Annotated in this window: 21 protein-coding genes; 14 read left to right on the plus strand and 7 right to left on the minus strand. The window is 60.9% G+C overall.

Features of this window, described 5'->3' with window-relative positions:
* The 8 genes from J7E24_RS10505 to J7E24_RS10540 form a co-directional block, all read left to right on the plus strand.
* Window positions 1-573: hypothetical protein (locus tag J7E24_RS10505; protein ID WP_215137864.1), on the plus strand; the 573-nt coding region annotated here is incomplete at its 5' end.
* A 345-nt stretch (window positions 574-918) separates the two neighbouring features.
* On the plus strand, window positions 919-1,212 hold the full coding sequence (locus tag J7E24_RS10510; protein ID WP_215137865.1) for a hypothetical protein: 294 nt from the start codon (window positions 919-921) through the stop codon (window positions 1,210-1,212).
* Between the two features lie 90 nt (window positions 1,213-1,302).
* The gene (locus J7E24_RS10515; protein ID WP_215137867.1) at window positions 1,303-3,933 is read left to right on the plus strand and encodes a TonB-dependent receptor; all 2,631 of its coding nucleotides are present in this window, start codon (window positions 1,303-1,305) and stop codon (window positions 3,931-3,933) included.
* Window positions 3,934-4,102: 169 nt separating this feature from the next.
* Complete coding sequence (locus J7E24_RS10520) at window positions 4,103-4,402, plus strand: putative quinol monooxygenase (protein ID WP_215137869.1); 300 nt, start codon at window positions 4,103-4,105, stop codon at window positions 4,400-4,402.
* 280 nt (window positions 4,403-4,682) lie between these two features.
* Complete coding sequence (locus J7E24_RS10525; protein ID WP_215137871.1) at window positions 4,683-5,201, plus strand: (2Fe-2S)-binding protein; 519 nt, start codon at window positions 4,683-4,685, stop codon at window positions 5,199-5,201.
* A gap of 99 nt (window positions 5,202-5,300) precedes the next feature.
* Window positions 5,301-6,320: an FAD binding domain-containing protein gene (locus J7E24_RS10530; RefSeq protein WP_215137873.1), complete on the plus strand. Its 1,020-nt coding sequence runs from the start codon at window positions 5,301-5,303 to the stop codon at window positions 6,318-6,320.
* Between the two features lie 63 nt (window positions 6,321-6,383).
* Window positions 6,384-8,615 carry a xanthine dehydrogenase family protein molybdopterin-binding subunit gene (locus J7E24_RS10535; RefSeq protein ID WP_215137875.1) on the plus strand — a complete coding sequence of 744 codons (2,232 nt, stop codon included), beginning with the start codon at window positions 6,384-6,386 and terminating at the stop codon, window positions 8,613-8,615.
* 81 nt (window positions 8,616-8,696) lie between these two features.
* Window positions 8,697-9,512, plus strand: a complete 816-nt coding sequence (locus J7E24_RS10540; protein ID WP_215137877.1) for an MBL fold metallo-hydrolase — start codon at window positions 8,697-8,699, stop codon at window positions 9,510-9,512.
* Window positions 9,513-9,639: 127 nt separating this feature from the next.
* On the opposite strand, the gene J7E24_RS10545 is transcribed toward J7E24_RS10540, so the two are convergent.
* From J7E24_RS10545 to J7E24_RS10570, 6 genes are all read right to left on the minus strand, one after another.
* Entirely contained in the window at window positions 9,640-10,449 is an 810-nt protein-coding gene (locus J7E24_RS10545) for a hypothetical protein (RefSeq protein WP_215137878.1), read from the minus strand.
* A gap of 11 nt (window positions 10,450-10,460) precedes the next feature.
* Entirely contained in the window at window positions 10,461-11,345 is an 885-nt protein-coding gene (locus tag J7E24_RS10550; RefSeq protein WP_215137880.1) for a DUF488 family protein, read from the minus strand.
* Window positions 11,346-11,380: 35 nt separating this feature from the next.
* The gene (locus J7E24_RS10555) at window positions 11,381-12,589 is read right to left on the minus strand and encodes an MFS transporter (protein ID WP_215137882.1); all 1,209 of its coding nucleotides are present in this window, start codon (window positions 12,587-12,589) and stop codon (window positions 11,381-11,383) included.
* 142 nt (window positions 12,590-12,731) lie between these two features.
* Entirely contained in the window at window positions 12,732-13,304 is a 573-nt protein-coding gene (locus tag J7E24_RS10560; protein WP_215137884.1) for a hypothetical protein, read from the minus strand.
* Window positions 13,305-13,470: 166 nt separating this feature from the next.
* Entirely contained in the window at window positions 13,471-14,079 is a 609-nt protein-coding gene (locus J7E24_RS10565; protein WP_215137886.1) for a DUF6134 family protein, read from the minus strand.
* Between the two features lie 156 nt (window positions 14,080-14,235).
* Window positions 14,236-15,039 carry a DUF547 domain-containing protein gene (locus tag J7E24_RS10570; RefSeq protein ID WP_215137888.1) on the minus strand — a complete coding sequence of 268 codons (804 nt, stop codon included), beginning with the start codon at window positions 15,037-15,039 and terminating at the stop codon, window positions 14,236-14,238.
* Between the two features lie 234 nt (window positions 15,040-15,273).
* Here J7E24_RS10570 and J7E24_RS10575 point away from each other — a divergent pair, with 234 nt between their 5' ends.
* The 3 genes from J7E24_RS10575 (at window position 15,274) to J7E24_RS10585 (ending at window position 18,050) form a co-directional block, all read left to right on the plus strand.
* Window positions 15,274-15,972 (plus strand): TIGR04283 family arsenosugar biosynthesis glycosyltransferase, encoded by a 699-nt coding sequence (locus tag J7E24_RS10575; protein WP_215137890.1) that lies wholly within the window; start codon window positions 15,274-15,276, stop codon window positions 15,970-15,972.
* A 73-nt stretch (window positions 15,973-16,045) separates the two neighbouring features.
* Window positions 16,046-17,065, plus strand: a complete 1,020-nt coding sequence (locus J7E24_RS10580) for an NAD-dependent epimerase/dehydratase family protein (protein WP_215137892.1) — start codon at window positions 16,046-16,048, stop codon at window positions 17,063-17,065.
* Window positions 17,066-17,069: 4 nt separating this feature from the next.
* Complete coding sequence (locus tag J7E24_RS10585; protein ID WP_215137894.1) at window positions 17,070-18,050, plus strand: SDR family oxidoreductase; 981 nt, start codon at window positions 17,070-17,072, stop codon at window positions 18,048-18,050.
* Window positions 18,051-18,174: 124 nt separating this feature from the next.
* On the opposite strand, the gene J7E24_RS10590 is transcribed toward J7E24_RS10585, so the two are convergent.
* Window positions 18,175-19,719, minus strand: a complete 1,545-nt coding sequence (locus J7E24_RS10590; RefSeq protein WP_215137896.1) for a SulP family inorganic anion transporter — start codon at window positions 19,717-19,719, stop codon at window positions 18,175-18,177.
* Between the two features lie 355 nt (window positions 19,720-20,074).
* On the opposite strand from J7E24_RS10590, the gene J7E24_RS10595 reads away from it, so the two are divergent.
* The 3 genes from J7E24_RS10595 (at window position 20,075) to J7E24_RS10605 (ending at window position 23,357) form a co-directional block, all read left to right on the plus strand.
* Window positions 20,075-21,415: a family 1 glycosylhydrolase gene (locus J7E24_RS10595; protein ID WP_215137898.1), complete on the plus strand. Its 1,341-nt coding sequence runs from the start codon at window positions 20,075-20,077 to the stop codon at window positions 21,413-21,415.
* On the plus strand, window positions 21,415-22,344 hold the full coding sequence (locus J7E24_RS10600; RefSeq protein WP_215137900.1) for an SDR family oxidoreductase: 930 nt from the start codon (window positions 21,415-21,417) through the stop codon (window positions 22,342-22,344). The genes J7E24_RS10595 and J7E24_RS10600 overlap by 1 nt, the downstream gene beginning before the upstream one ends.
* A gap of 137 nt (window positions 22,345-22,481) precedes the next feature.
* Window positions 22,482-23,357 (plus strand): sterol desaturase family protein, encoded by an 876-nt coding sequence (locus J7E24_RS10605; protein WP_215137902.1) that lies wholly within the window; start codon window positions 22,482-22,484, stop codon window positions 23,355-23,357.
* Window positions 23,358-23,527 lie beyond the last annotated feature (170 nt).

Below are 23,527 nucleotides of genomic sequence, written 5' to 3' on the forward strand. Positions count from 1 at the left end.
CAAGTGCGTAAGTCCTATTTATATAGAATGGCAACTGGATTTCATCAAGTTGGGCTGAATTCCGCATGGGCAATTCGAAAACATGATGCAACGGCCTTTATGATGATTGGCCCCGCAGCAGTTAATCTTGCTCTTGCTATTGAGTTATATCTAAAGGCAATCCACTCATTAAGCGCGAGTCGTCCCCCAAACACCCATGAACTATGGAGGCTGTTTAAAACACTGCCTCAACTCACAATGCTCAGCTTGGGACAGAAGTATAAAGACATATTACCAACTAAGGTCGATCAATTAAAAGCCATCCATATGACCTTGAAGCAGGGAGGGGAGCAGCACAAGGCAAAACCTATCCCATCATCTACAACAGTAAAGGAGTTGCTCACTGCGCATAATCATTCATTTATGAACTGGCGCTACCTTCATGAATTTTCTAGCAAAGGGTACGATTATCACTTCGACTTCCACGCTATAGATGTCTTTGGAGAAATACTTAATAGTCACATAGCACAATTACTCAAGTTGAGGCCTCCTCATTTTTCAATGACCAATGTTCAGACTGGCAAAGCTGTCTGATAGATAGTAGCTAGCCGGTCTTGCCGGCACACAGCCTTGCGCACCTCTGAGGCCCGTTTCGTATCTTCGGCTACGCTTCCGGAATAGTTGCCAGCTTGCCCAGGAAGGAATAATGCCCGCCCTCATCAACTGATAGGGGCGGGCTGTTTATTTATTCTCAGGCTGGCCGGTGGGTTACCTTTTTATATCTTGTTTTTAGCCGTACCCTAACGGCACTGCCTGCACTAAAAAACAGCCATATTAGGCTGTAAGCGCCTTTAAGTGGTTTTTTTGTTGCCGGCCTCGTGACATTGTAGTAAGTCTGGCCAACGCAACTGCTGCCCGGCGGCCCCTTATCTTTGCCCCATGAAAGCGCCCCTTTTCCATCCCGGCCAGGAAGTTATCTGCACCAACGATGACTTTACCATGCTGCTGGTGCAGAATCCCAATATCCAGACGCCCAAGCGCGGCCCCATCTACACCGTGCGCGACGTGTACGACACGCATAACGGCTTTGGTATTACGCTGCACCAGATAAACAACGCGGCAGTAGCGCCGGGCTTTCCCGAAGCCAACTTCCACGAGTCGCGGTTTGCGCCGGTGCCGCCGCTGGAGGAAGTGGATATTTCGGCGGCTATTGAGGAAAGCGTAACAGTTTAATACCGAGTATCCGCTCCGCCGTATTTCCCTCGCTGCTGCCCAGCTTCCAGGGCGGCTTGCCCAGAAGCTTTTTGCTACTGCCTATCTATTATGAAGCATCTGGTACAAGCAACCTGTTGGCAGGTGTTGGCGGGGGGAATTACGGCCGCCGGGGCCGCCAGCCCGGCCTTGGCGCAACAGGCGGCTACTCTGCCGGCCGATACTACGCGCCGGCCGGTGCTGCTGGGCGAGGTGGTGGTGGCGGCTTCCAAGGTAGAGGAAAGTATTCTGCAGTCGCCGGTTACGGTAGAAAAGCTGAATGCACGGGCCTTGCGGCTGTCGCCCGCGCCTTCGTTTTTTGATGCGCTGGAGCAGATGAAGGGCGTGCAGGTGCTGGCGCCAAGCCTGGGGTTTAAGGTGCTCAACGCCCGTGGCTTCGCCAACACCACCAACGTGCGCTTCGCCCAGCTCGTGGATGGCATTGACAATCAGGCCCCGCACATTGGTGGTCCGATTGGCAACGTGCTCGGGCCGAGCGACCTGGATATCAGTAGCGTTGAAATCGTGCCCGGCACAGCGGCTGCCCTGTATGGGTTGAATGCCATCAATGGGCTGGCCAATTTCAGCACCCGCAACCCGTTTGCCAGCGAAGGGCTGAGCGCGCAGCAGAAAGTGGGCGTCAACCATGTAAACGACCCGAACACGGGCGTGCGGCCTTACTCCGAAACCAGCCTGCGCTACGCCCGGGTGCTGGGCTCGAAGTGGGCTTTCAAGGTGAACGGCACTTACCTGCGGGGCTACGACTGGATGGCCACCGACCCGACCGACCTCAACCCCAACGGCAACGCCAGCACCGGCCTGCTAGGGGCCGACAACCCCGCCCGCGACCCGGTAAGCAGCTACGGCAACGAATCATCAAACCGCAGTACGCTGACGCTGGGTGGCAAAAGCTACCAGGTGGCCCGCACCGGCTATCTGGAGCGCGACGTGGTGGACTACCATCTGCAGACGCTGAAGTACGACGCGGCCCTCCACTATAGGGTAAGCGAGCGGGCCGAGCTGGCTTATACTTACCGCGGGGCCCGTTTCGACAACGTGTACCAGCGCAGCAACCGCTTTCAGCTGGCCGACTACCGCCTGCAGCAGCACGCGCTGCAACTGACGACGCCCGTGGTGCAGGCGCGAATCTACTTCACGCAGGAAAACACCGGCAAAAGCTATAACCTGCGCTCGGCCGCCGAAAACCTCGACCGCAGCTTTAAGCCCGACAATGCCTGGAACGCCGACTACACCGCCGAGTGGAACCGGGCCGTGGGGCAGGGCCAGCCGGTAGCCGCCGCCCATGCTGCCGCCCGCACCTTCGCTGATGCCGGCCGTCTGCAGCCCGGCACCCCAGAGTTCCGGCAGCGCCTGAATGTACTTTCCGACATCAATAACTGGGACCAGGGCGCGGCACTGCGGGTAAAGGCCGATTTGCTGCACGCCGAAATGCAGGCCAACCTCGGTGCAGCCCTGCGGCAGGGTGGCAGCCAGCGTCTGCCGGCCTGGGCCGATGTGCTGGTGGGGGCCGACCACCGCACCTACTTTGTGCAGCCCGATGGCAACTATTTCATCAACCCCAATCCCGGCCGCGACCAGTTCAGCACCCTGGCCTACGGCAAAACCGGTGGCTTCGTGCAGGCTGGGGCGCGGCTGCTGCCGGGCGAAAAGCTCCGCCTCACGGTCACGCTACGAGCCGACAAGAACCGCTACTTCGATGTGCGCTTCAACCCCCGGCTCACGGCCGTGTACTCGCCCACGGCCCGCCACAACTTTCGGCTCAGCTACCAGAGCGGCTACCGCTTTCCGAGCTTGTTTGAGGGGTTTTCCAACGTAAACAGCGGGCAGGTAAAGCGTATCGGGGGGCTGCGGGTGATGTCGGACGGGGTATTTGAGGGCAGCTACCTGCGCAGCTCGATTGATGCCTTTAACGCGGCCGTTACGCGGGGCGTGAACACCGGCGGACAGAGCCGCAGCCAAGCCATTGCTGACAACCTGAGCCTGCTTGCGCGCAATCCCTACACCTACCTGAGGCCCGAATTTGTGCGCTCGTGGGAAGTGGGCTACAAGGCGGCCCTGCTACCCGGTGGCCGCCTGCTGGCCGACGTGGATTTCTACGCCAATACCTACCGCGACTTTATGGGGCAGGTGGAAGCCTACGTGCCGCTGGCCCCCGACGGGCAGCCGCTACCGGCCACGGCCAGCGCCAACGCCGTAGCCACTGCCCTCAACGCCCGCGCCACCCAGGCCCGCTACCGCCTCTGGACGAACTCGCGCAGCCGCGTGTACAACTACGGCGGCTCGCTGGGCCTGCGCTACGACGTGCCCGGCGGCCTGCTGGCCGGGACCAGCACCACCTACGCCCGCCTCGACCGCACCGAAGCCGCCGACGGGCTGGAGGCCGGATTTAATACGCCGCGCTGGAGCTACAACCTGAACCTGGGCCACGAAAACGTGTACCGCCGCCTGGGTTTCGGCCTCAACTACCGCTGGCAGACCGCTTATTTCTCCGAGACCTTCCTCGTGAGCGGCACCGTGCCGGCCTACGGCACGCTCGATGCCCAACTCAGCTACCACCTGCCCACGCCCAATCTGCGCTTTAAACTCGGAGCCAGTAACGTGCTTAACCGCTACTACGTCGGCTACCTCGGCGGCCCCAGCATGGGTGGGTTGTACTACGCGCAGCTAACCTATGGGCTGTAGGCGGGAAGCTACTGCTCCGAAAACTGGGTGGCAAAATACCTCTAGAACGTCATGCTTCGGCAAGCAAATGCCAGATGAAACACGATGCTATTTAGGACCTGAAAACTCCTTTCGTGAACATTCCACCGTTGAGCCGGTTCTACTTGCCAACCCTTTAAGCCCCATTCTCATGGTAAAAGTAGGATTGTTTGTGCGCCTCGAAGCCAAGCCCGGCAAAGAGCAGGAAGTAGCCGATTTTCTGCGCGGCGGATTAGCCCTGGTAGAGCAGGAGCCCGGTACCGCTACTTGGTACGGGGTGCAGATGGGCCCTTCTACCTTCGGCATCTTCGATACGTTTGCCGATGAGTCGGGCCGTGAGGCCCATCTGAGCGGCAAAGTGGCTGAGGCCTTGTTTGCCCAGGCTCCCGACCTGTTCTCCTCGGCCCCGGCCGTCGAAATGCTTGATATTTTGGCCTCCAAGGGAGCGTAGAAATACTTCTTGCTTTCCTGTTGATGCCGTCTTCTGGTGCTGCTACCCTTTGGGGAAGCTGTATCAGGAGGCGGTTTTTTTAGTGGTGTGGTGATGGATGGCGATGATCGAGCCTTTACCCAGCGGGATAAAATAGCTGGTGGCCAGCGGTGCCAAAGCTGAGGGAATTCAGTCCGATCCAAAACGCGCGGGCTATTGTGGGCGTACAGGAAAGCTATGGACCGGCGTCTTGCCTTTGAGGCCTGGTACTTTCCTGCTTTCTCATTTCTATCCCAGCCTTATGTCGCAACCAATTACCAGCGCCCCCGCCAGCGGTGGCCTGCCCACGCCGGTGCCCACTGGCCCGGTCCGCCTGACCATCAATGGCGAAACCCGCACGCTGCAACTCGCGCCCTGGACCAGCCTGCTCGACGCGTTGCGCGAGTACGCCGGCCTCACGGGCACCAAAAAAGGCTGCGACCATGGCCAGTGCGGCGCCTGTACGGTGCTCGTAAATGGCCGGCGCATCAATAGCTGCCTCACGCTAGCCGTGATGCATGAAGACGACGACATCACGACCATTGAGGGCCTGGGCACTCCCGAAAACCTGAGCCTATTGCAGCAGGCCTTCGTCGACCACGACGCCTTCCAGTGCGGCTACTGCACGCCCGGCCAGATTTGCTCGGCCCAGGGCCTGCTCAATGAGGGCCGCGCCCACTCCGAAGCCGAAATCAAAGAGTTGATGAGCGGCAACCTATGCCGTTGCGGCGCCTATGTTGGCATTCTCGATGCGGTGAAGGAAGTTGTAGACAAACAGTAGTGGGTAGCTGGCAGGGAGCAATAAGGCGCATAAGGTGTCCTGTTGCTCAATCTGCCAGTGTGCTCAATACCAAATACTCACTACTCAATACTGAAAAACATGTATCCTTTCACCTACTCCCGCGCCACCAATGTGGCCGATGCGGTGCGCGACAAGGCCGGCCACAAGGCTTCGGCCTACGTGGGCGGCGGCACCAACCTGATTGACTTGATGAAGATGAACGTGGAGCAGCCCGCGCATCTGGTCAACGTTGCCAAACTGCCGCTCTCCAAAATCGAAGACTTACCCGATGGCGGCCTGCGCCTCGGGGCTACCGCCACAAATTCTGATACGGCTTGGAATGAAGCGGTCAAAAAGCGCTACCCATTGCTGAACCAGGCCATTCTGGCCGGGGCCTCGCCGCAGCTGCGCAACGCGGCTACCAACGGCGGCAACCTGATGCAGCGCACCCGCTGCTACTATTTCTACGATGTAGCCACGCCCTGCAACAAGCGCGAGCCTGGCTCGGGCTGCTCGGCCATCGGGGGCTACAACCGCATCCACGCCATTCTGGGGGCCAGTGAAACCTGCATTGCCACGCACCCTTCAGATATGTGCGTGGCCCTGGCGGCCCTGGCGCCTACCGTGCGCGTAAGCGGCCCCAACGGCGAGCGGACCATTGCCTTCGAAGACTTCCACCGCCTGCCCGCCGACCAGCCCGAGTTCGACAACACCTTAGCCGAAGGTGAACTGATTACTTCGCTTGATTTGCCTGAAAAAGGCTTTGCCAAGCACTTTGCCTATCTTAAACTTCGCGACCGGCACTCCTACGCTTTTGCCCTGGTGAGCGTGGCCGTGGGCCTGGAAATGGATGGCGACACCATCACGGATGCCCGACTGGCCCTGGGCGGCGTGGCTCATAAGCCCTGGCGCGATAAAGCGGCCGAGGCGCTGCTGAAGGGGCAGCCCGCCACCGCCGAAACCTTTGGCCGCGTGGCTGCCCACGTGGTGGCTAACGCCGTGGGCCAGGGCTCCAACGACTTCAAAATCGAGCTGGCCCGCCGCGCCATTGTGCGCGCCCTCAAACAGGCCGCCGAAGGAAAGCAAGAGGCCGGCGACATGTATCTGGGTGGTCAGTAGGGGCAGGGTCTGCTCCCGCTCATACGTTATTATGAAGCCCTCACACAGCTAAAAATCCAACCCATGACCCAGACCAACCATATAGGTAAAGCCCCGAATCGCGTAGATGGACCGCTGAAAGTAGCGGGTGCGGCCCACTATTCGGGCGAATTTAACGTGCCCAACCTCGCCTACGGCTACGTGGTAAGCAGCCCCATTACCAAGGGTAAAATCCTGAAAGTATACGCCGATGAGGTGCGGGCGCTACCGGGCGTGCTGGAAGTATTTTCGCATGAGAATGTGCCGTATCTGGCTTGGTTCGATAAGAGCTACAAGGACCAGATTGCCCCCGGCGGCTCCCCCTTCCGGCCGCTGCATGCGCCCGATATTACCTTCAACCAGCAGCCGGTGGCGCTGGTCGTGGCCGACACGTTCGAGCTGGCCCGGTACGCGGCTGCCCTGCTGCGCATCGACTATGAGCAGCAGGCCCACGAAACCAACCTCGAAACCAAGCGCACCGAAGGCTACGCGCCGGGCAAGGGCAAAACCGGTTTCCAGCCGCCGCCGCCGCCCCGTGGCAAACCCGACAAAGCCCTGGAAAATGCCACCCATAGCATCGAGGCCGAGTACGCCCACGGGGCCCAGCACCACAACCCCATGGAGCTGTTTGCTACCACCGTGGAGTGGCGCGGCAACGGCCAGATAACGGCCTACGATAAAACCCAGGGCGTGTACAACGTGCAGAACTACCTGATGGGCGTGTTCGGGTTGGGCAAGAACGACGTGCGGGTGGTGAACCAGTTTATGGGCGGCGGCTTCGGCTCGGGGCTGCGGCCACAGTACTCAGTGTTTATGGCCGTGCTGGCTGCGCTGGAGCTCAAACGCTCGGTGCGCGTCACGCTCACGCGCCAGCAGATGTTCAGCATCGGCCACCGGCCCAACACGCTGCAGCTGCTGAAAATGGGCACCAACCCCGATGGCACCCTGGCCGCCCTTCAGCACCATGCCCTCCACGAAACCTCCCAGTTCGAAGACTACACCGAAAACGTGGTGAACTGGTCGGGCATGCTGTACAAGTGCGAGAACGTGAAGCTGGGCTACGAGCTGGCCAAGCTTGATATTTACTCGCCCCAGGATATGCGCGCGCCGGGGGCCGCTTCGGGCAACGTGGGGCTGGAAGTAGCCATGGACGAAATGGCCTATGCCGCCGGCCTCGACCCGCTCGAATTCCGGCTGCGCAACTACGCCGAGCGCGACCAGAACGTAGATAAGCCCTTTTCGAGCAAGAAGCTGCGCGAGTGCTACCGACAGGCCGCGGCCAAATTTGGCTGGGAAAACCGCACCCAGGCGCCCCGCTCGATGCGCGCCAACGGCAAGCTGGTGGGCATGGGCATGGGAGGAGGCGTTTGGGATGCCAGCCAGCAGAAATCGGCGGCCAAAGCCCTGATTTCGGCTGATGGTAAGCTGACGGTGCGCAGCGCCACCGGTGAAAACGGCACCGGCACCTACACCATTATGACGCAGATTGCGGCCGAAACCCTGGGCCTGCCTCTGAAGGCCGTGACCTTTGAGCTCGGCGACACCGACCAGCCCGAAGCGCCCATCCAGGGCGGCTCCTGGACCGCCGCCTCGGTGGGCACGGCCGTGAAAAACGCCTGCGACGCGCTGGGCGAGAAAATCCTTAAGCTGGCCCAAAAACCCGCCGATTCGCCCCTAATGGGCGCTAAGTACGAGGAAGTGGAGTTTGTAAATGGCCAGCTGCGCCTGCGCCTCGACCACGCCCAGGCTGTGGTGCTGCGCGATGTGCTGCAGGCCAGCGGCAAAAGCCAGCTCGAAGCCGACAGCTCGGCCATGCCCAACATGGTGAAGCAGAATGGCTACTCGCTGCATTCCCACAACGTGGCCTTCGCCGAGGTGGAGGTAGACGAGGACCTGGGTACTATCAAAGTAACGCGGGTGGTGAGTGCCGTGGCTGCCGGCCGCATCCTCAACCAGAAAACGGCCCGCTCGCAGGTGCTGGGCTCGGTGGTGTGGGGCCTGGGCATGGCCCTGATGGAGGAAACTGTAATGGACCACAAGTTCGGCCGCTACATGAACCACAACTTCGCCGAGTACCACATTCCCGTCAACGCCGACATTCCGCACATCGACGTCATTTTCGTGCACGAAGACGACGACATTGTGAACCCGCTGGGCGTGAAGGGCATCGGTGAAGTGGGTATGCTCGGCGTCACGGCCGCCATTGCCAACGCCGTTTTCCACGCCACTGGCAAGCGTGTCCGCGACCTGCCCATTATGCTCGATAAGCTGCTGTAACGGTCGTGCTGGTGGGCGCCTGTAAGGTGCCTGCCAGAGCGAAACGCCCACGCCTTTTACTCACCTAAATTCACGTAGCCCATGCACCAAAGCGAGGATAACAAGCTTGTGCCGATGACGTCCATCGACAGCGGCAAGCTCCGCGAAGTAGCGCCCGATGTAGCCTATTACACCAACCAGATTGTGAACCTGGCCATGATTGGCCGGCCCGGCGCCGACTGGGTGCTGGTGGATGCCGGCATGCCCAAATCGGCCGCCGAGATTATAGCGGCGGCTATATTGCTCACCCATGGCCACTTCGACCACATAGGCAGCATCGTGGAGTTGCTGGTGAAGTGGCCGGTGCCCGTGTACGCCCACCCGCTGGAATTCCCGTTCCTGACCGGTGAGCGGGACTATCCTGAGCCCGACACCACGGTGGAAGGGGGCGTGCTGGCGAAGATATCGGCCATCTACCCCCACCAGGCCACCGACATCCGCGAGGCCCTGCAAGCCCTGCCGCCCGACGGCCGCGTGCCGGGTCTGCCCGACTGGCAGTGGGTGCATGTGCCGGGCCATGCGCCGGGGCAGGTGGCGTTTTTCCGCGACCAGGACCGCCTGCTGATTTCGGCCGACGCCCTGATTACCGTCCGCCAGGATTCGCTGTACCGGGTGCTGCTGCAAAAGCAGGAGCTGTGCGGCCCGCCGGTGTACCTGACTACCGACTGGCCGGCTGCCCATGCCTCGGCCGAAAAGCTGGCGGCGCTGAGGCCGCAAACCCTGGTAACCGGCCACGGCCCGGCCATGCAGGGCGAGGAGCTACGGGCCGGCCTGCAACACCTGCTGGCCCACTGGCAGCAGGAAGCCGTGCCCGACCACGGAAAATGGGTAAAGCACCAGGACGGTAGCAACGAGTAAAAAAACCCGTCAGCGCGTCCACAACCTGCCCATCATGCTCAATAAGCTGCTGCAATTACTGCCGCTGATGTAACGTAAAACGCCCCGCAGCCGAGAGGTTGCGGGGCGTTTTACGTTTATAAAAAATTTAAAACAAAGAGAACTGGGTTTGAACAGTAGGATGAAACGTGCCGATAATTACAAACGGATTAGGCGCTATGAGATGATACTCCCTGGTTGTCCCCAAAAATAAATACAGATCTTTGGTTTTTGCAAAGTCATTAAAATATTTATTCTTAACATCTTCACAAGCTTTAAATTCATTTCCTTCATGCCTTTTTAAACTATTCCAATATAGTGCTCCTATTTCCCAGTCTTCGATCATCATTGTTCTTTCAATATCATCATCACTTGTAAAATTATAAGAAAATTTATTGACTACTTCAAATGGATTTTCTGAATTAGTGAATAAATTCAATTGAGAATCTTTCGCTTTTAATGCTGCTAGTTTTTCTGTATCCCACTCTCTGGATACTTTCTCAATTTTAAAATTGAGAATCGTTTTTGGTTTTAAAACTGCAAGTGAGGTATACTTTTCTTTATTCTTTGAGTCTAGTATTAGGTCAGACATATTAGTATATACATTCTTAAGCACTACTTCCTTTCTTGCTCTCCAATGGTCACGTGTATCCAGATGACCAATAATCCTAAAGCCTTTTTCAATATTCTGTGGCCGATAACTTTCTAATCTGAAGTCACGGCTGTACTTCTCTAAATCTATTTCTATCCAATCATACTTTTTATACTGAATTTCATACTCTAGTTTCCTGAAAGGAATAGGGTAAATCCTAATCCAAGTTCCATCTTCTAAAAACCCAGCCGTACAAACCAGTTCGTCGTATTTACTCGATAGTGTAGGATAGGTCTTTACTGTAATTAATACTTTTGATAAGCTCATCTTATGTGTTTTTATAAATGTTTGAGTTCGAAATTCCAATCTTGGTGTCTAGTAATTGCTTCTGCAAGATGTTTTCTGTGGCATTGACAAACATTTGCTTCAAAGCAAGTCAGAGCAATTCTCTTATTTATTTTCAATAGATCTATTATTTCGTTTTGTTGTTGTTGCGTTTCATTAATGGTTGTATTAGTATATTTTTTAAAAAGATTATCATAATCAGACTGTGTTTTCAATTCTTGTCTTTGATCTGATTGTATTCCAACTTTGGGTATGTGTAGATAACTGATACCTACTTTCTCGCAAAAGCCAGTCAATTGCTTCTTAGAAAATCCAAATTTCATGCTTAACGCGTTGCGTCTTACATCTATAAGTAATTTTATGTCATTTTTAATTAACTTATTCAAATAGGACTCTAAAGATATTCCTTCATATCCTATTGTGTATAATATAGTCTTATCGTTTTTGGGTTTTGAATCAATTATCTGTTGATAAACATCTGTAGATACATGATTTTTACTTATTTCACTTCTGGTTGCATAATATTTGTAATTTGTATAAGTTGTATTTATTAAAAATTCAATAGTTTTGTCTTTGAATTTATTATTAATTTCAATTAGTATTTTCTTGTCAGTATCGCTTAGTGATTTTATATAATTCACTGAGTCTATTTTAGTTATTATATTAGTGCCTTCTGTAATCTGCCCATGCTTCACCATGGCAGTTAAGTCAGCATTTGCAGAAAATGAGTAACAGCCATACTTATATGGAACAAAATCATAGTCAGGTTTCGACTGCTTAATCGTGAATAAGAAAAGGAGTTTATGGAAGGATATTTTAGACAGTTCCCCGCCAAAGCCTTGGATCAAAGCGAGTGCAATTTTTCTTCTGTAAAACATCTTGCGAAGATACAGAAAATACTATTGAAGTTAGTTTATTGATTCACTGTTCCCTTCACCTGCTTCCCCCGCCCAAACAACGCCCACAACCCCAGCGCCGGGCCAATGGCCAGCGGTAGAAACAGGTAGCGCGGGTCGAGGGAGCGGGCGAGCAGGCTCGTGAGCTGGATGCTGACGATGGTGAGGGCGAAGCCCAGACAGGTAACCAGCGTGAGGGCCGTGGCGCGGGTGGGAGCCGGGGCGCTACTGGCCACCAGCGCCGAGAACAGGGGCGAGTCGGCCACCACCACCAGCCCCCAGAACCCCAGAAACGCCAGCAGCAGCGGCGCCGAGGTGCCGCTCAGCACCAGCGGCGACACCAGGCAGCACAGCCCCGACAAGGCCAGTGCCCCCGCCGCCACCGGCCGCGCCCCGCGCCGCTGGGCCAGCAGCCCTGCGCCCACGCACCCCAGGCTGCCCACCCCAATAATGCCAAACGCCGCCAGCGGCCCATTGAAACTGGCCGCCGCCGGGTGAGCCGCCCGCCAGGCCGCCAGCACCACCGGCACGAAGGCCCAGAACGTGTACAGCTCCCACATGTGCCCGAAGTAGCCCAGCGCCGCCGCCCGAAACTGCGGCTCCCGCAGCCCCGCCAGCAACGCGCCGGGCCGCAGGCGTTGCCCGGCCCGGCGGAAGGGCCCGTCGGGCACCAGCAGCACCAGCGCCAGCCCGCCCAGCGCCGCCAGCGCCGAGGTGCCAATGGTTACGGCCTGCCAAGGCAGCGGGCCGCCCGCGCCACCGCCGATGCCGCCCAAACCGCGCAACAGGTGCGGAAACGCCGTGCCCAGCACCAGCGCCCCCACCAGAAACCCCAGTGAACGGCCCAATCCGGCTTCGTAGTAATCGGCGGCCAGCTTCATGCCTACCGGGTAGATGCCGGCCAGGAAAAACCCGGTGAGCACCCGCGCCGCCAGCAGCCCCTCGGCCCCCAGGCCCGGCAGGTTAAGGGCCAGGTTGCAGCCCGCCGCCAGCAGCGCACTAACGAAGAATACCCGCGAAGGCGAAAACCGGTCGGCCACGGTCAGCAGCGCAAACACCAGCGTGCCCCCAATGAAGCCCAGCTGCACGGCGCTGGTAAGGGCCGCCCCGAAGCTGGCCGGCTGGCCCATGCGGGCCGTCAGCTCGGGGGCCACGGCGTTGCCGGCAAACCACAGCGAAGTGCAGCAGAACTGCGCCAGCACAATGGTGGGAAGAATACGGGACATTTGGGGGGGAGCAGATGGGGTAGGATCCCGAAAAGTAGCCGTTTCGGGCCGGTAGCGTTGTATCTGGGCTGCTACGTGCGGTGTAGAGACGCATCTTTGCGNNAAAGATGCGTCTCTACACCTGCCGTTTGTACTCCGGCCCCTAGAAATCCGCTTCGCCTTCAATCCAAAAGTCAACCAGACTTTCCTGGCCGATGTGCGGGGCGAACCTGGTGACGAGAGCCGCCAAATCGGGACTGGTTTCGAGGGCTATCCAACCTTCGAGGCCGGGGTACTGGCAGATGCGCTGTACCTGATAGCTGCCGCCACCGGGTAGCAGCACGAACCGCAGAACGGGCGAGAAGTACACGAATTTAAGAATATCGGCCAGCGGCATGCCCAACTCGTCGGGGCCGTAGGGATATTCGTACACCGTTATGGCCTCAGGCTCCACATCAAAGTGCAGCACTTCGCGGGGCGAGTAGCGGGTGGTCAGCTCGCGCACCGTGGCCAGCATGGCGGCGGGCACGCGGGTGGGCACAACTTTGCGAAGCGTCGTTTTGCCATCTTCCGGGTACTCATACCACTCGAACCCGTCGGGCAGCTGGTCCGGAATTTCCTCCGCCGGGTACTTAGTAAAGTCCTTGATAACGTAATAGCGGACCCCGCCTTTTTTGGCGCGGGCCGCCCGGATGTAATAGGTTTCCTGGCGGCGGTTGGTGTAGGAAAGGGGCATTGGCAGCAGATGCAAGTTGGCCGCCCGAAGTAAGCAGCTACAACTGACTTCGGCGGCCTAATACAAAGCAGATTAAAACTGATTCGGTAACCAAATACGCGGCAGCGACTTTCCAATTAGGAAAAATGCGGGCTTTTGGGGGGGCGAGCAGCGGCGACTCTTGGCCCTACAGCAGCCGAATTACAAAATTCTTCAGCGGATTCTTCTTAATCAACGTTATCAGCTGCCCGTCCTGGTACTGGTACTCATCCTCGCGGCCGGCGCGGGTGGCCTGGTAGCGGCCGGGCTTACCGGGCTTCACCCCAAAAAAGTCGCCGAAATACTCGGCGAAGGCGCGGGACTGGCCGGCCGGGGGCTCCGCGAAAAACATATCGGTAACGGTGTAGCGGATGGGCTTGGTTTCGGTGGCCCGGTAGCGGTGCTTGTACTGGTCGGCCACAATGTCGTAGTGGTCGCCTTTCCACTCGGTGCGCGACGAAAAATTGCCCTGGTTGGTGCGGGCATCCACGGTAGACAGCCGCAGCTGGCCGCCGCGCATGTAGTTGGTTACCTTGTAGTAGATGACGAGGTGATAGAAGAGAATATCCACCTGCACATCGCTAATGAGGGTACTGATGGTTTCGGGGCTCGTGGGCGTGGGCAGCTGGCGGGTGGCCGTCATGGTGCCCACGCGTAGGCCCGCCACCTCAATGGCATAGCGCCGCGTTTCGAGCGGCGGCGTCTGGGCCTGGGCAAGCAAGGGGAGTAGCAGTAGCAGCAGTAATGGTAGCTTCATTCGAGGGCAGAGGGGCTTTTTGCAGGGGCCGACGTTGGATCGAAGAACGGTGTAGGGTGCGGGGCTTGTCCCCGCCCGCCGTTAGACGGAACCGTTGCAGTGGCCCGAATGGCGGGCGGGGACAAGCCCCGCACCCTACACCGTTCTTTTAAAAACCTATTGCTCGTTCAGGTTCCAGTTGTAGTCCAGGTAACCAATCTTGGTGTTGTCGGTAATCTTGGTTTTGGCGTACCTATTCACCCACTTCACCACCGACTGGCCGTTCTGGTTCCAGTCGTCCTTGTACCAGTCGAAGTAGCTGGAAAGCTGGGCGCTTTGGGTGCTGAGCTTATTTTTGCCGGTATCGTTGAGGAAGGCGCGGCCCTGGGCATCGAGCTGGGCGTTCAGGCGGGCGGCAGTGTAGGCCTCGGGGCGCAACGGCGGGCACGAAATGGAGGCGCACACCAGCGCAAAGTGGATGCGCGGGTCGTTGAATTTCTTGCGCAGAATGCCGTGCTCAATATCGTCGAGACTCATTTTGGTGCCGCCGATGCTGAAAAACTGCTTTTTCCACGGCTCCCCAATGTCCTTAATGCTCTTAAGCGGGTAATTATCCAGAATGAGCCGAATGGTGTAGGCATTGTAGGCGTTGGTCCAGAAGGCCATCTGCTCGGCCTTCGAGTCGGTGGCTTTGGGCGGGTTCTGGCTGAGTTTGGCCAGGTAGGCATTAAAGGCCTTTTCCTCGCTCTTGAACCCTTTGTAGTTTACCTGACCCCGGGCATTCACGTACTTTTTCAGCAGCCGGTCGAAGGCGCTGTGGTCGAAGGCCGCTGCTACCGGAGCCGCTACCGGAGCCGCTACCGGAGTTGCTGCCAGGGCTACGGCAGTTTCGGTGGTGGCGTTGGGGGCACCGTTGCAGGCCGAAGCCGTAAGAGTGGAGGCACAAAGCGCCGTTAGAAGGAAAGTGCGGTATACAGACATGGAAGGAGATTCTGAAGAGAAAAAGGAGCCGGACGATGAGCCGGTACCCTAAGCGTTTGACGCATACAAGGAAAGCTGCGGCCCTGATGAAACCTAATGCAATAAACGCGCCGTGCTGGCCAGCCGGATTTCTCAGGCAGGCAAACTGGCCCGGCCAGCCATTGCGTATCTGCCGGGCCGGGCCAGTTTATGGCCGTCGAAAATTGCGCAAATTGCGCTCCTGTTCAATTCAGTATGCCCGAGCTTAGCGTCATCATTCCTACCTATAATGAGGCCCCGCACATTGCCGGGCTGGTGCGGCAGCTGCGGCAGCTTGCGCCGCCCGGCGAGGCCGTGGAGATTCTGGTAGTCGATGCCCGGAGCCCCGATGGCACGGCGGCGCTGGCCGAGGCGGCCGGGGCCACCGTGCTGCCGGCCCCGCGCCCCGGCCGCGCCGCCCAGATGAACCACGGCGCCGCCCACGCCACCGGCCGCATCCTGTACTTCGTGCACGCCGACGTCGGTGTCTGCCCGGGCTACGAAACTACCATTGCCCAAGCTGTGGCCGCGGGCCACCCGGCTGGCTGCTACCGCTTCCGCTTCGACTCCAGCCACCCGCTGCTGCGCCTCAACAGCTACGGCACCCGTTTCAAGGGCCTCATGAGCCGCGGCGGCGACCAGACGCTGTTCATCACCCGCGAGCTGTTCAGCCAGCTGGGCGGCTTCAACGAGCGGTTCGTGGTGATGGAGGACTTTGAGATAATCCAGCGCATCCGCCGGGTGGCCTCGTTCCATATCGTGCCCCAAAGCGTGCTGGTATCGGCCCGCAAGTACGAGCAGAACGGCTGGCTGCGCGTGCAACTGGCCAACCTCACGGCCTTTGCGCTCTACTTTCTGAAAGTGGAGCCCGCCCGCATCGGCCGCACCTACAAGGCATTGATAAACCACCGATAGAACGCGGTGAGTTAGATAAAAACGTCATTCTTCGCTGCGCTCTGAATGACGTTCTGTTGTTTTACAGCTACCCGTGCCCGATAGCCAAAAACCGTCAACCCTAAGCCAACCACCAACCCTCGTCACCGGGGCCAACGGCTTTCTGGGGCGCCACCTGGTGGCCGAGCTGCACCGCCGGGGCCAACCGGTGCGGGCGCTGGTGCGGCCCGGCACCGCGCCGCCCTTCCCGGCCGGGTGGGGCGTGGGTTACGTGGAGGCCGACCTGAGCCAGCCCGCCACGCTGGCCGGGGCGGCGGCGGGCTGCGGGGCCATCATCCACGCGGCCGCGCTGGCCAGCGTGAACCCGGCCCGCAACCCGGCGCTTTGGTCCGTGAACGTGGAGGGCACCCGCGCCGTGCTGGCCGAGGCGCGCCGCGCCGACGTGGCGCGGTTGGTGTACGTGGGCACGGCCAACGTCTTCGGCTTCGGAACCCGGGAGAATCCCGGCGACGAGACCCGCCCTTACGCCGGCGCCCGCTACGGCCTCGACTACATGGACAGCAAGCGCGCCGCCACCGACCTCGTGCTGCAAGCCGTGGCCGACGAGCAACTGCCGGCCGTGCTGGTGCATCCCACCTTCATGCTCGGCCCCAACGATGCCAAACCCACCTCGGGCGCTTTGCTGCTAGAAATCTACCGCGGCAAAGTGCCCGGCTACCCGCCCGGCGGCAAAAACTACGTGCACGTGCGCGACGTGGCCTACGCCACCGTGAACGCGCTGAATCTGGGCAGGGTAGGAGAGTCGTACATTCTGGGCAACGAAAACCTGAGCTACCACGAAGCCTTTACCCTGATGGCCGATTTGCTGAACGTACCCGCCCCGCGCTGGCCCCTGCCGGCCGGCCTGGCCCAGCTCTACGGCCGGCTCTGCGACCTGCAAACCCGCCTCACGGGCCGGCCCGCCCGCCTGAACGCCGCCATGACGGCCGTGGCCAACGACGGCCACTACTTTGCAGTAGACAAAGCCCGGCGCGAGCTGGGCCTGCCCCAAACGCCGGTCGCGCAGGCTATTACCGACGCCTTCGCCTGGTTTCGGGCACAGCAGTATATTTGATTCTATGTGGAAAGAAAGTCCGGCCCCGGCCGTTTTTGTACCTGCCCCCGCCGAACCGCCTTCCGCGCCCGTTCTAGTGGTGCCCGCGGCTAAGGAAGCCCCCGCGCAACCAACCGACGAGCCAAGCACCACGGCTGCTGCTGCCCCGGGCCGCGTCCGGGCGCTGCCTACCGCCGGGCCGCTGGCCGGTAAAGTGGCCATCGTCACGGGTTCCGAGTCGGGCATTGGGCGCGAGACTGCCCGGGCGTTGGGCGCTGCCGGGGCCGCCGTGGTGCTCAACGGCCTGCGCCCCGAGCGCCTGGAGGCCACCCGCCGACAGCTCGAAGCCGCCGGCGCCACCGTGGCCGTCTGCCGGGCCGACATCACCGATTATGCCGCCTGCGAGGCGCTGGTAGCCACGGCCGTGCAGGAGTTCGGCCGGCTCGATATTCTGGTCGCCAACGCCAGCATCTCGCAGCGGGCCTACTTCCTCGATATGGCCCCCGAGGTGTTCCGGCGCGTGCTCGACAGCAACGTGTACGGGGCCGTGTTTCCGCTGAAAGCCGCCCTGCCGCACCTGCTCGAAAGCCAGGGCAGCGTTACATTTATTTCCTCCATTTCGGCCCTGAACGGGATGCCCAGCGGCTCGGCCTACTGCGCCGGCAAGGCGGCCCTCACCAATCTGGCCCACACCCTGCGCCTGGAGCTCGATGGCACCGGCGTGCACTTCGGGGTGGTGCACATCGGCTTCACTGAAAACGACGACGACAAGCGCGTGCTCGACGCCGACGGCCAGCCCGTGCCCATTGCCTACCGCAAGCCCCGCTGGCAGAAAACCCAGGCCGAAGTGGCCGCCATCATCGTGCGCCACATCCGGCGGCGGCGGCAGCGCACCGTTATTTCGGCCCTGGGCTGGCTCATTGCCATCGTGCACACCAACTTCCCCCGCCTCGGCGACTGGGTGGTGCTGACCAGCATGCGCCGGCTGCGCAAGTTCTACGAGTGAGGTTAAACAGGATTTACGCAGCCGGGCAGTAGCGCGAAGCTTCCGCTTCGCGTGTCGTTGCTGACTGCTGACTGCTGACGGACGTCGTTCAACGACACGCGAAGCGGGAGCTTCGCGCTACATCCTAATACCGTAAATCGGCGCCCGAAACGTGGTAGATGGGGTCTTCCAGGATGTTGACGTCGATGAGGGCGTCGGCGCGCCGGAGCAGGTGGCGGCAGTCGGGGCTGAGGTGGCGCAGGTGCACGGTTTTGCCCAGGCGGTGGTAGCGCTCGGTGAGCTTGTTGAGGGCTTCGATGGCCGACATATCGGCCACCCGGCTTTCGGCGAAGTCGATGATGACCTGCTGCGGGTCGTCGGCTACGTCGAACTTCTCGCTGAAGGCCTGCACCGAGCCGAAGAACAGCGGGCCGAAGATTTCGTAGTGCTTCACGCCGGCCTCGTCGAGGTGCTTGCGGGCGCGGATGCGGCGGGCATTCTCCCAGGCAAACACCAGCGCCGCGATAATCACGCCGATGAGCACGGCCAGCGCCAGGTTGTGCAGCACCACCGTTACCAGCGTCACGGTCAGCATCACCACCAAATCGGCGACGGGCATGCGGCCGAAGGTGCGCAGCGAGGCCCACTCAAACGTGCCCACCGACACCATAATCATCAGCCCGGTGAGGGCGGCCATCGGCACGCGCTCAATCAGCGAAGCGCCGAACATGATGAACACCAGCAGCATCACGGCCGCCACCACGCCCGACAGCCGCGCCCGGGCCCCCGACGAGATATTGATGAGGCTCTGGCCAATCATGGCGCAGCCGCCCATGCCCGAAAACAGGCCCGAGAGCATATTGGCCGCGCCCTGGGCCACGCACTCCTTGTTGCCCCGGCCGCGGGTTTCGGTGATTTCGTCAATCAGGTTCAGCGTCAGCAAACTCTCAATCAGCCCCACGCCGGCCACGATGGCGGCGTAGGGAAAGATGAGGCCCAGCGTGGCGAAGGTGAACGGTACGGCCGGGATATGAAACGGCGGGAAACTGCCCTGAATCGAGGCAATGTCGCCCACGGTTTTGGTGTTGATGCCCAGCCCGATAACCAGCGCCGACACCACCAGCAGGGCCGTGAGCGAGGCCGGCACCACCTTGGTGAGGCGCGGCAGGCCCACGATAATGGCAATGGTGAGGCCCACCAGCCCCAGCATGGTATAGAGCGCCGGCCCCGTCAGCCAGTGTAGCGCCCCATCGGCCCCCAGGGCCTGAAACTGCACCAGCTGCGAGAGGAAGATGATGATGGCCAGCCCGTTGACAAAGCCGAACATCACCGACTGCGGCACCAGCCGGATAAACTTGCCCAGTTTCAGCACGCCCGCCAGCACCTGAATAGCGCCCGCTAGGATAACGGTGGCGAAAATGTACTCGACGCCGTGGGTTTTGGCCAGCGCCACCAGCACCACGGCCACGGCCCCGGTCGCCCCCGAAATCATGCCCGGCCGGCCGCCCAGCACCGACGTCACGAGACCCATCACGAAGGCGGCGTACAGGCCCACCAGCGGCGGCACCCCGGCAATAATGGAAAACGCCACGGCCTCCGGAATCAGGGCCAGCGCCACCGTCAGGCCCGAAAGGATTTCGTTTTTGTAGTTGACTTTGTACTGCGTGAAGTAGTGCAGAACCTGTTGCATGGGCGGAAAGTGGGAGAGGAGCGGGGCCAAAAAGAAAAGCCGCCCACCCGGTTACGGAGCAGCGCGGCGGCAAATAAACAGCCCGGCGAAAAAGTGAGAATCCGGCGGAAGTTCCGCCCAGGCAAAGGTAGGCATTGACGCCCGCCCCACCGCCCCCGTTTTGGCCGGGCGCGCACCGCCTGCCGGCGCCGTTGCGGCAAGTTCGGGGGCCGGCAGGCGGGAAAACCGGGGTAAATACCCACACTATCTGTGGTAAATACGGCATCCCGGAGCTCGAAATGCGGGTATAAAAGAAGCGCCCTCCTTGGCCCGGTGCGGGCGGCAGGGTGCGCTTTCAGTCACGAAATCAGCCTGAATGGAGAACGTAGACCTTTGGGGCGGGGTGGAATGCACCTGCCGACGCGTGGGCGACGCCTATTCCGACCAGCTGGCCCGCAGCGGCCACCGCCACCGCCTCACCGACCTCGACCGTTTCGCCGAGCTGGGCCTGCGCACGCTGCGCTACCCGGTGCTGTGGGAGCACGTGGCCCCCGAGAGCCTGGAGCAGCCCGACTGGCGCTGGCCCGATGAGCGACTGGCGCATTTGCAGAAGCTGGGCATCGAGCCCATCGTGGGGCTGGTGCACCACGGCAGCGGCCCGCGCTATACGGCCCTCGACCAACCCAATTTCGCCCCCGAACTGGCCCGCTACGCCGGTTTGGTGGCCGCGCGCTACCCCTGGGTGCGCTACTACACCCCCGTCAACGAACCCCTGACTACGGCCCGCTTCAGTGGCCTCTACGGCCTATGGTACCCCCACGCCACCTCCGATGCGGCCTTCGTGCGCATGCTCTACAACCAGGTACTGGCCACCCGGCTGGCGATGGAAGCAATCCGGCGCGTGAACCCGGCTGCCCAGCTCGTGCAGACCGAAGACCTGGGCCAGGCGCATTGCACGCCGGCGCTGGCAGCCCGGGCCGAGTTTGAGAACCACCGGCGCTGGCTGACCTTCGATTTGCTGAACGGCACCGTAACGCCCGCCCACCCCCTGTGGAACTACCTGCGCGAGCACGGCCTGAGTGAAGCCGAGCTGACCGATTTGCAGGAAAACCCCTGCCCGCCCGATATTCTGGGCATCAACTACTACCTCACCAGCGAGCGGTTTTTGGATGACCGGCTGGACCTGTACCCCGGCCTGGGCGCGGCCCCGGCCACGCCCGCCCGGCCGGCCTACGTGAATGTGGAAGCCGTGCGCGTGCCCGACGCCCAGGCAGTAGGGCTGGCGGGGGTGCTGCAGGCGGCCTGGGCCCGCTACCGGCGGCCGCTGGCCGTAACCGAGCTGCACCTCAACTGCACCCGCGAGGAGCAAATGCGCTGGCTACACCAGGGCTGGCAAACCGTCAATCGGCTGCGCGCCGCCGGCGTGGAGGTGCGCGGCCTCACGGTGTGGTCGTTGCTGGGAGCCTACGATTGGGACAACCTGCTGACCCAGGACGGGGCTTCTTACGAAAGCGGCGTGTTCGACCTGCGCGGCGGGGAGCCCCGGCCCACGGCGCTGGCCCGCATGGTGCAGGGGCTCATCTGCCAGGGCCACTACCGGCACCCGGTGCTGGCCGGGCGCGGCTGGTGGCAGCGGCCCCTGCGCTTTTATCCCGCCCATCAGCCGCCCGTACGGCAACCAGTTTCTGAGCCTGTTTCCGAGCCTGCTTTGGTATGATGACGTCGAACTTAACTACCACTGCCGCCCTGCCTGCTGATGCTCCGCCGCTACTCGTGGCGGGGGCCGCGGGCACGCTGGGCCGCGCATTCCGGCTCGTGGGCCGGATTCGGGGCCTGCGAACCGTGTGCCTTGGCCGGGATGAGCTGGACATTACCAGCGCCGACTCCATTGGCCAGGCGTTGCGCCGCTACCAGCCCTGGGCCCTGGTGAATGCCGCCGGCTACGTGCGGGTGGATGCCGCCGAAACCGACGCGGCCCGCTGCTTCCGCGAAAACACGCTGGGCCCGCTGCTGCTGGCCCGCGCCTGCGCCGCCCAAAACCTGCCGCTGCTCACGTTTTCCTCCGATTTGGTATTCGACGGCCGGCAGCCCCGCCCCTACCTGGAAACCGACCCGGCCCGGCCCCTGAACGTGTATGGCCACAGCAAGCTCCAGGCCGAACAGGTCGTGCTGAGCCGGCACCCGCAGGCCCTGGTGGTGCGGACCAGCGCCTTTTTCGGGGCCTGGGACGAGCACAATTTCGTGCACCACGCCCTGGGTGCGGCCCGCCAGAACCGGCCCTTCGCCGCGGCTGATGACCTGCTGGTGTCGCCCACCTACGTGCCCGACCTCGTGAACACCGCCCTCGATTTGCTGCTCGATGCGGAACACGGCCGCTGGCACCTGGCCAACGCGGGCGGCTGCACCTGGGCCGAGCTGGCCCAGCTGGCCCTGCGCACCGCCGGCCTCGATCCGGCCCTGGTGCAGCCCCAACCAGCCGCCTCGTTTGGCTGGCCTGCCGCGCGGCCCGGCTTCAGCGTGCTGGGCAGCCAATGCGGCCAGCTGCTGCCCAGCCTCGAAAGCGGCCTGCACCGCTACCTGGCCGATGAGCAGCTGCTGCATTCGGAGCCCCCGCCCGCGTATCTGCACGAAGCGCACGATGCGTAGGCAGAAAGTATGGCGTAGTCTGGGAGGAAGTCGGCTGCAATGGGTTATTTGCGGGGAGTTCGCGCTGGCGCTGCCGTTTCAGGCCAGCCAAGCCGATTCCTCCGGCAAACCGCCTCCCGATCCTCTTCCCCCTCAATATGTCCCTGCTGCCCGTTTCTCACCCCTTGCTCAAGCGTTTCGATAAATATGCCACGCCCGTGCTGGCCGTGCTGGGATTGGGCCTGCTGCTGCTCGAAACCCGCAAGCCGCTGCGCCGCCGCACCCGGCCCCGCACCGAGCGGTGGGTGCGCAACGTGGTGCTGGCCGCCCCCTCGATGCCGGCCATGCGCCTCACGCTGCTGCCCGCCATGGTGGGCCTGGGCCAGCTGATGGCACCCTACCGCACCCCGCTTTCGCGCTTGCCGGAGCCGGCCCGCCTGCTGGCCGAAGTGCTGCTGCTCGATTACCTGGGCTACTCCTGGCACCGGCTGCTGCACTCGCCGCTGCTCTGGCGCCTGCACCGTGTCCACCACTCCGACCTCGATATGGACCTGACCACCGGCTGGCGCTTCCACTTCGGCGAGATGCTGGCCAGCATCCCGTACCGGGCCGGTATTGCGGCCCTGCTGGGCGTGCGCGGCTCCACGGCGCTGGGCTTCGAGGTGGTGTTCGAGGCCTGCACCGCCTTTCATCACACCAACCTAGAGCTACCCTACGAACTGGAGCGCCGTCTGGCCCCGTTCATGGTCACGCCCCGCGCCCACGGCATCCACCACTCCATGGTCGACCGCGAAACGCAGAGCAACTTTGGCGTCGTGCTCACGCTCTGGGACCGGCTGCACCGCACGCTGCGCCTCAACGTGCCCCAACAGCAAATCACCATCGGCGTGCCCGCCTTCTCCGACCCCGCCGGCCAGACTGTAGCCCGCCTGCTGTCCCTGCCCCTGGAACCCCAGGATACCTGGGCGCTGCCGAACGGGGAGGTGCCCGAGCACCCCGCGTACGCCGGGCCGCTTACGGCGCTGGCGGAGTGAGTTGATAGTTGGTAGTACTTAGTTGTCAGTTGTCAGTAAGGAACGTCATTCAGAGCGTAGCGAAGAATCTCGCGTGCTGACGTTGCAACAGTTCGCTCAACGATTCACACGAGATTCTTCGCTGCGCTCTGAATGACGTTCCTTACTGACAACTATCAACTGACAACTAT

The organism is Hymenobacter sp. ISL-91, assembly GCF_018613725.1.
Classification (GTDB): Bacteria; Bacteroidota; Bacteroidia; order Cytophagales; family Hymenobacteraceae; genus Hymenobacter.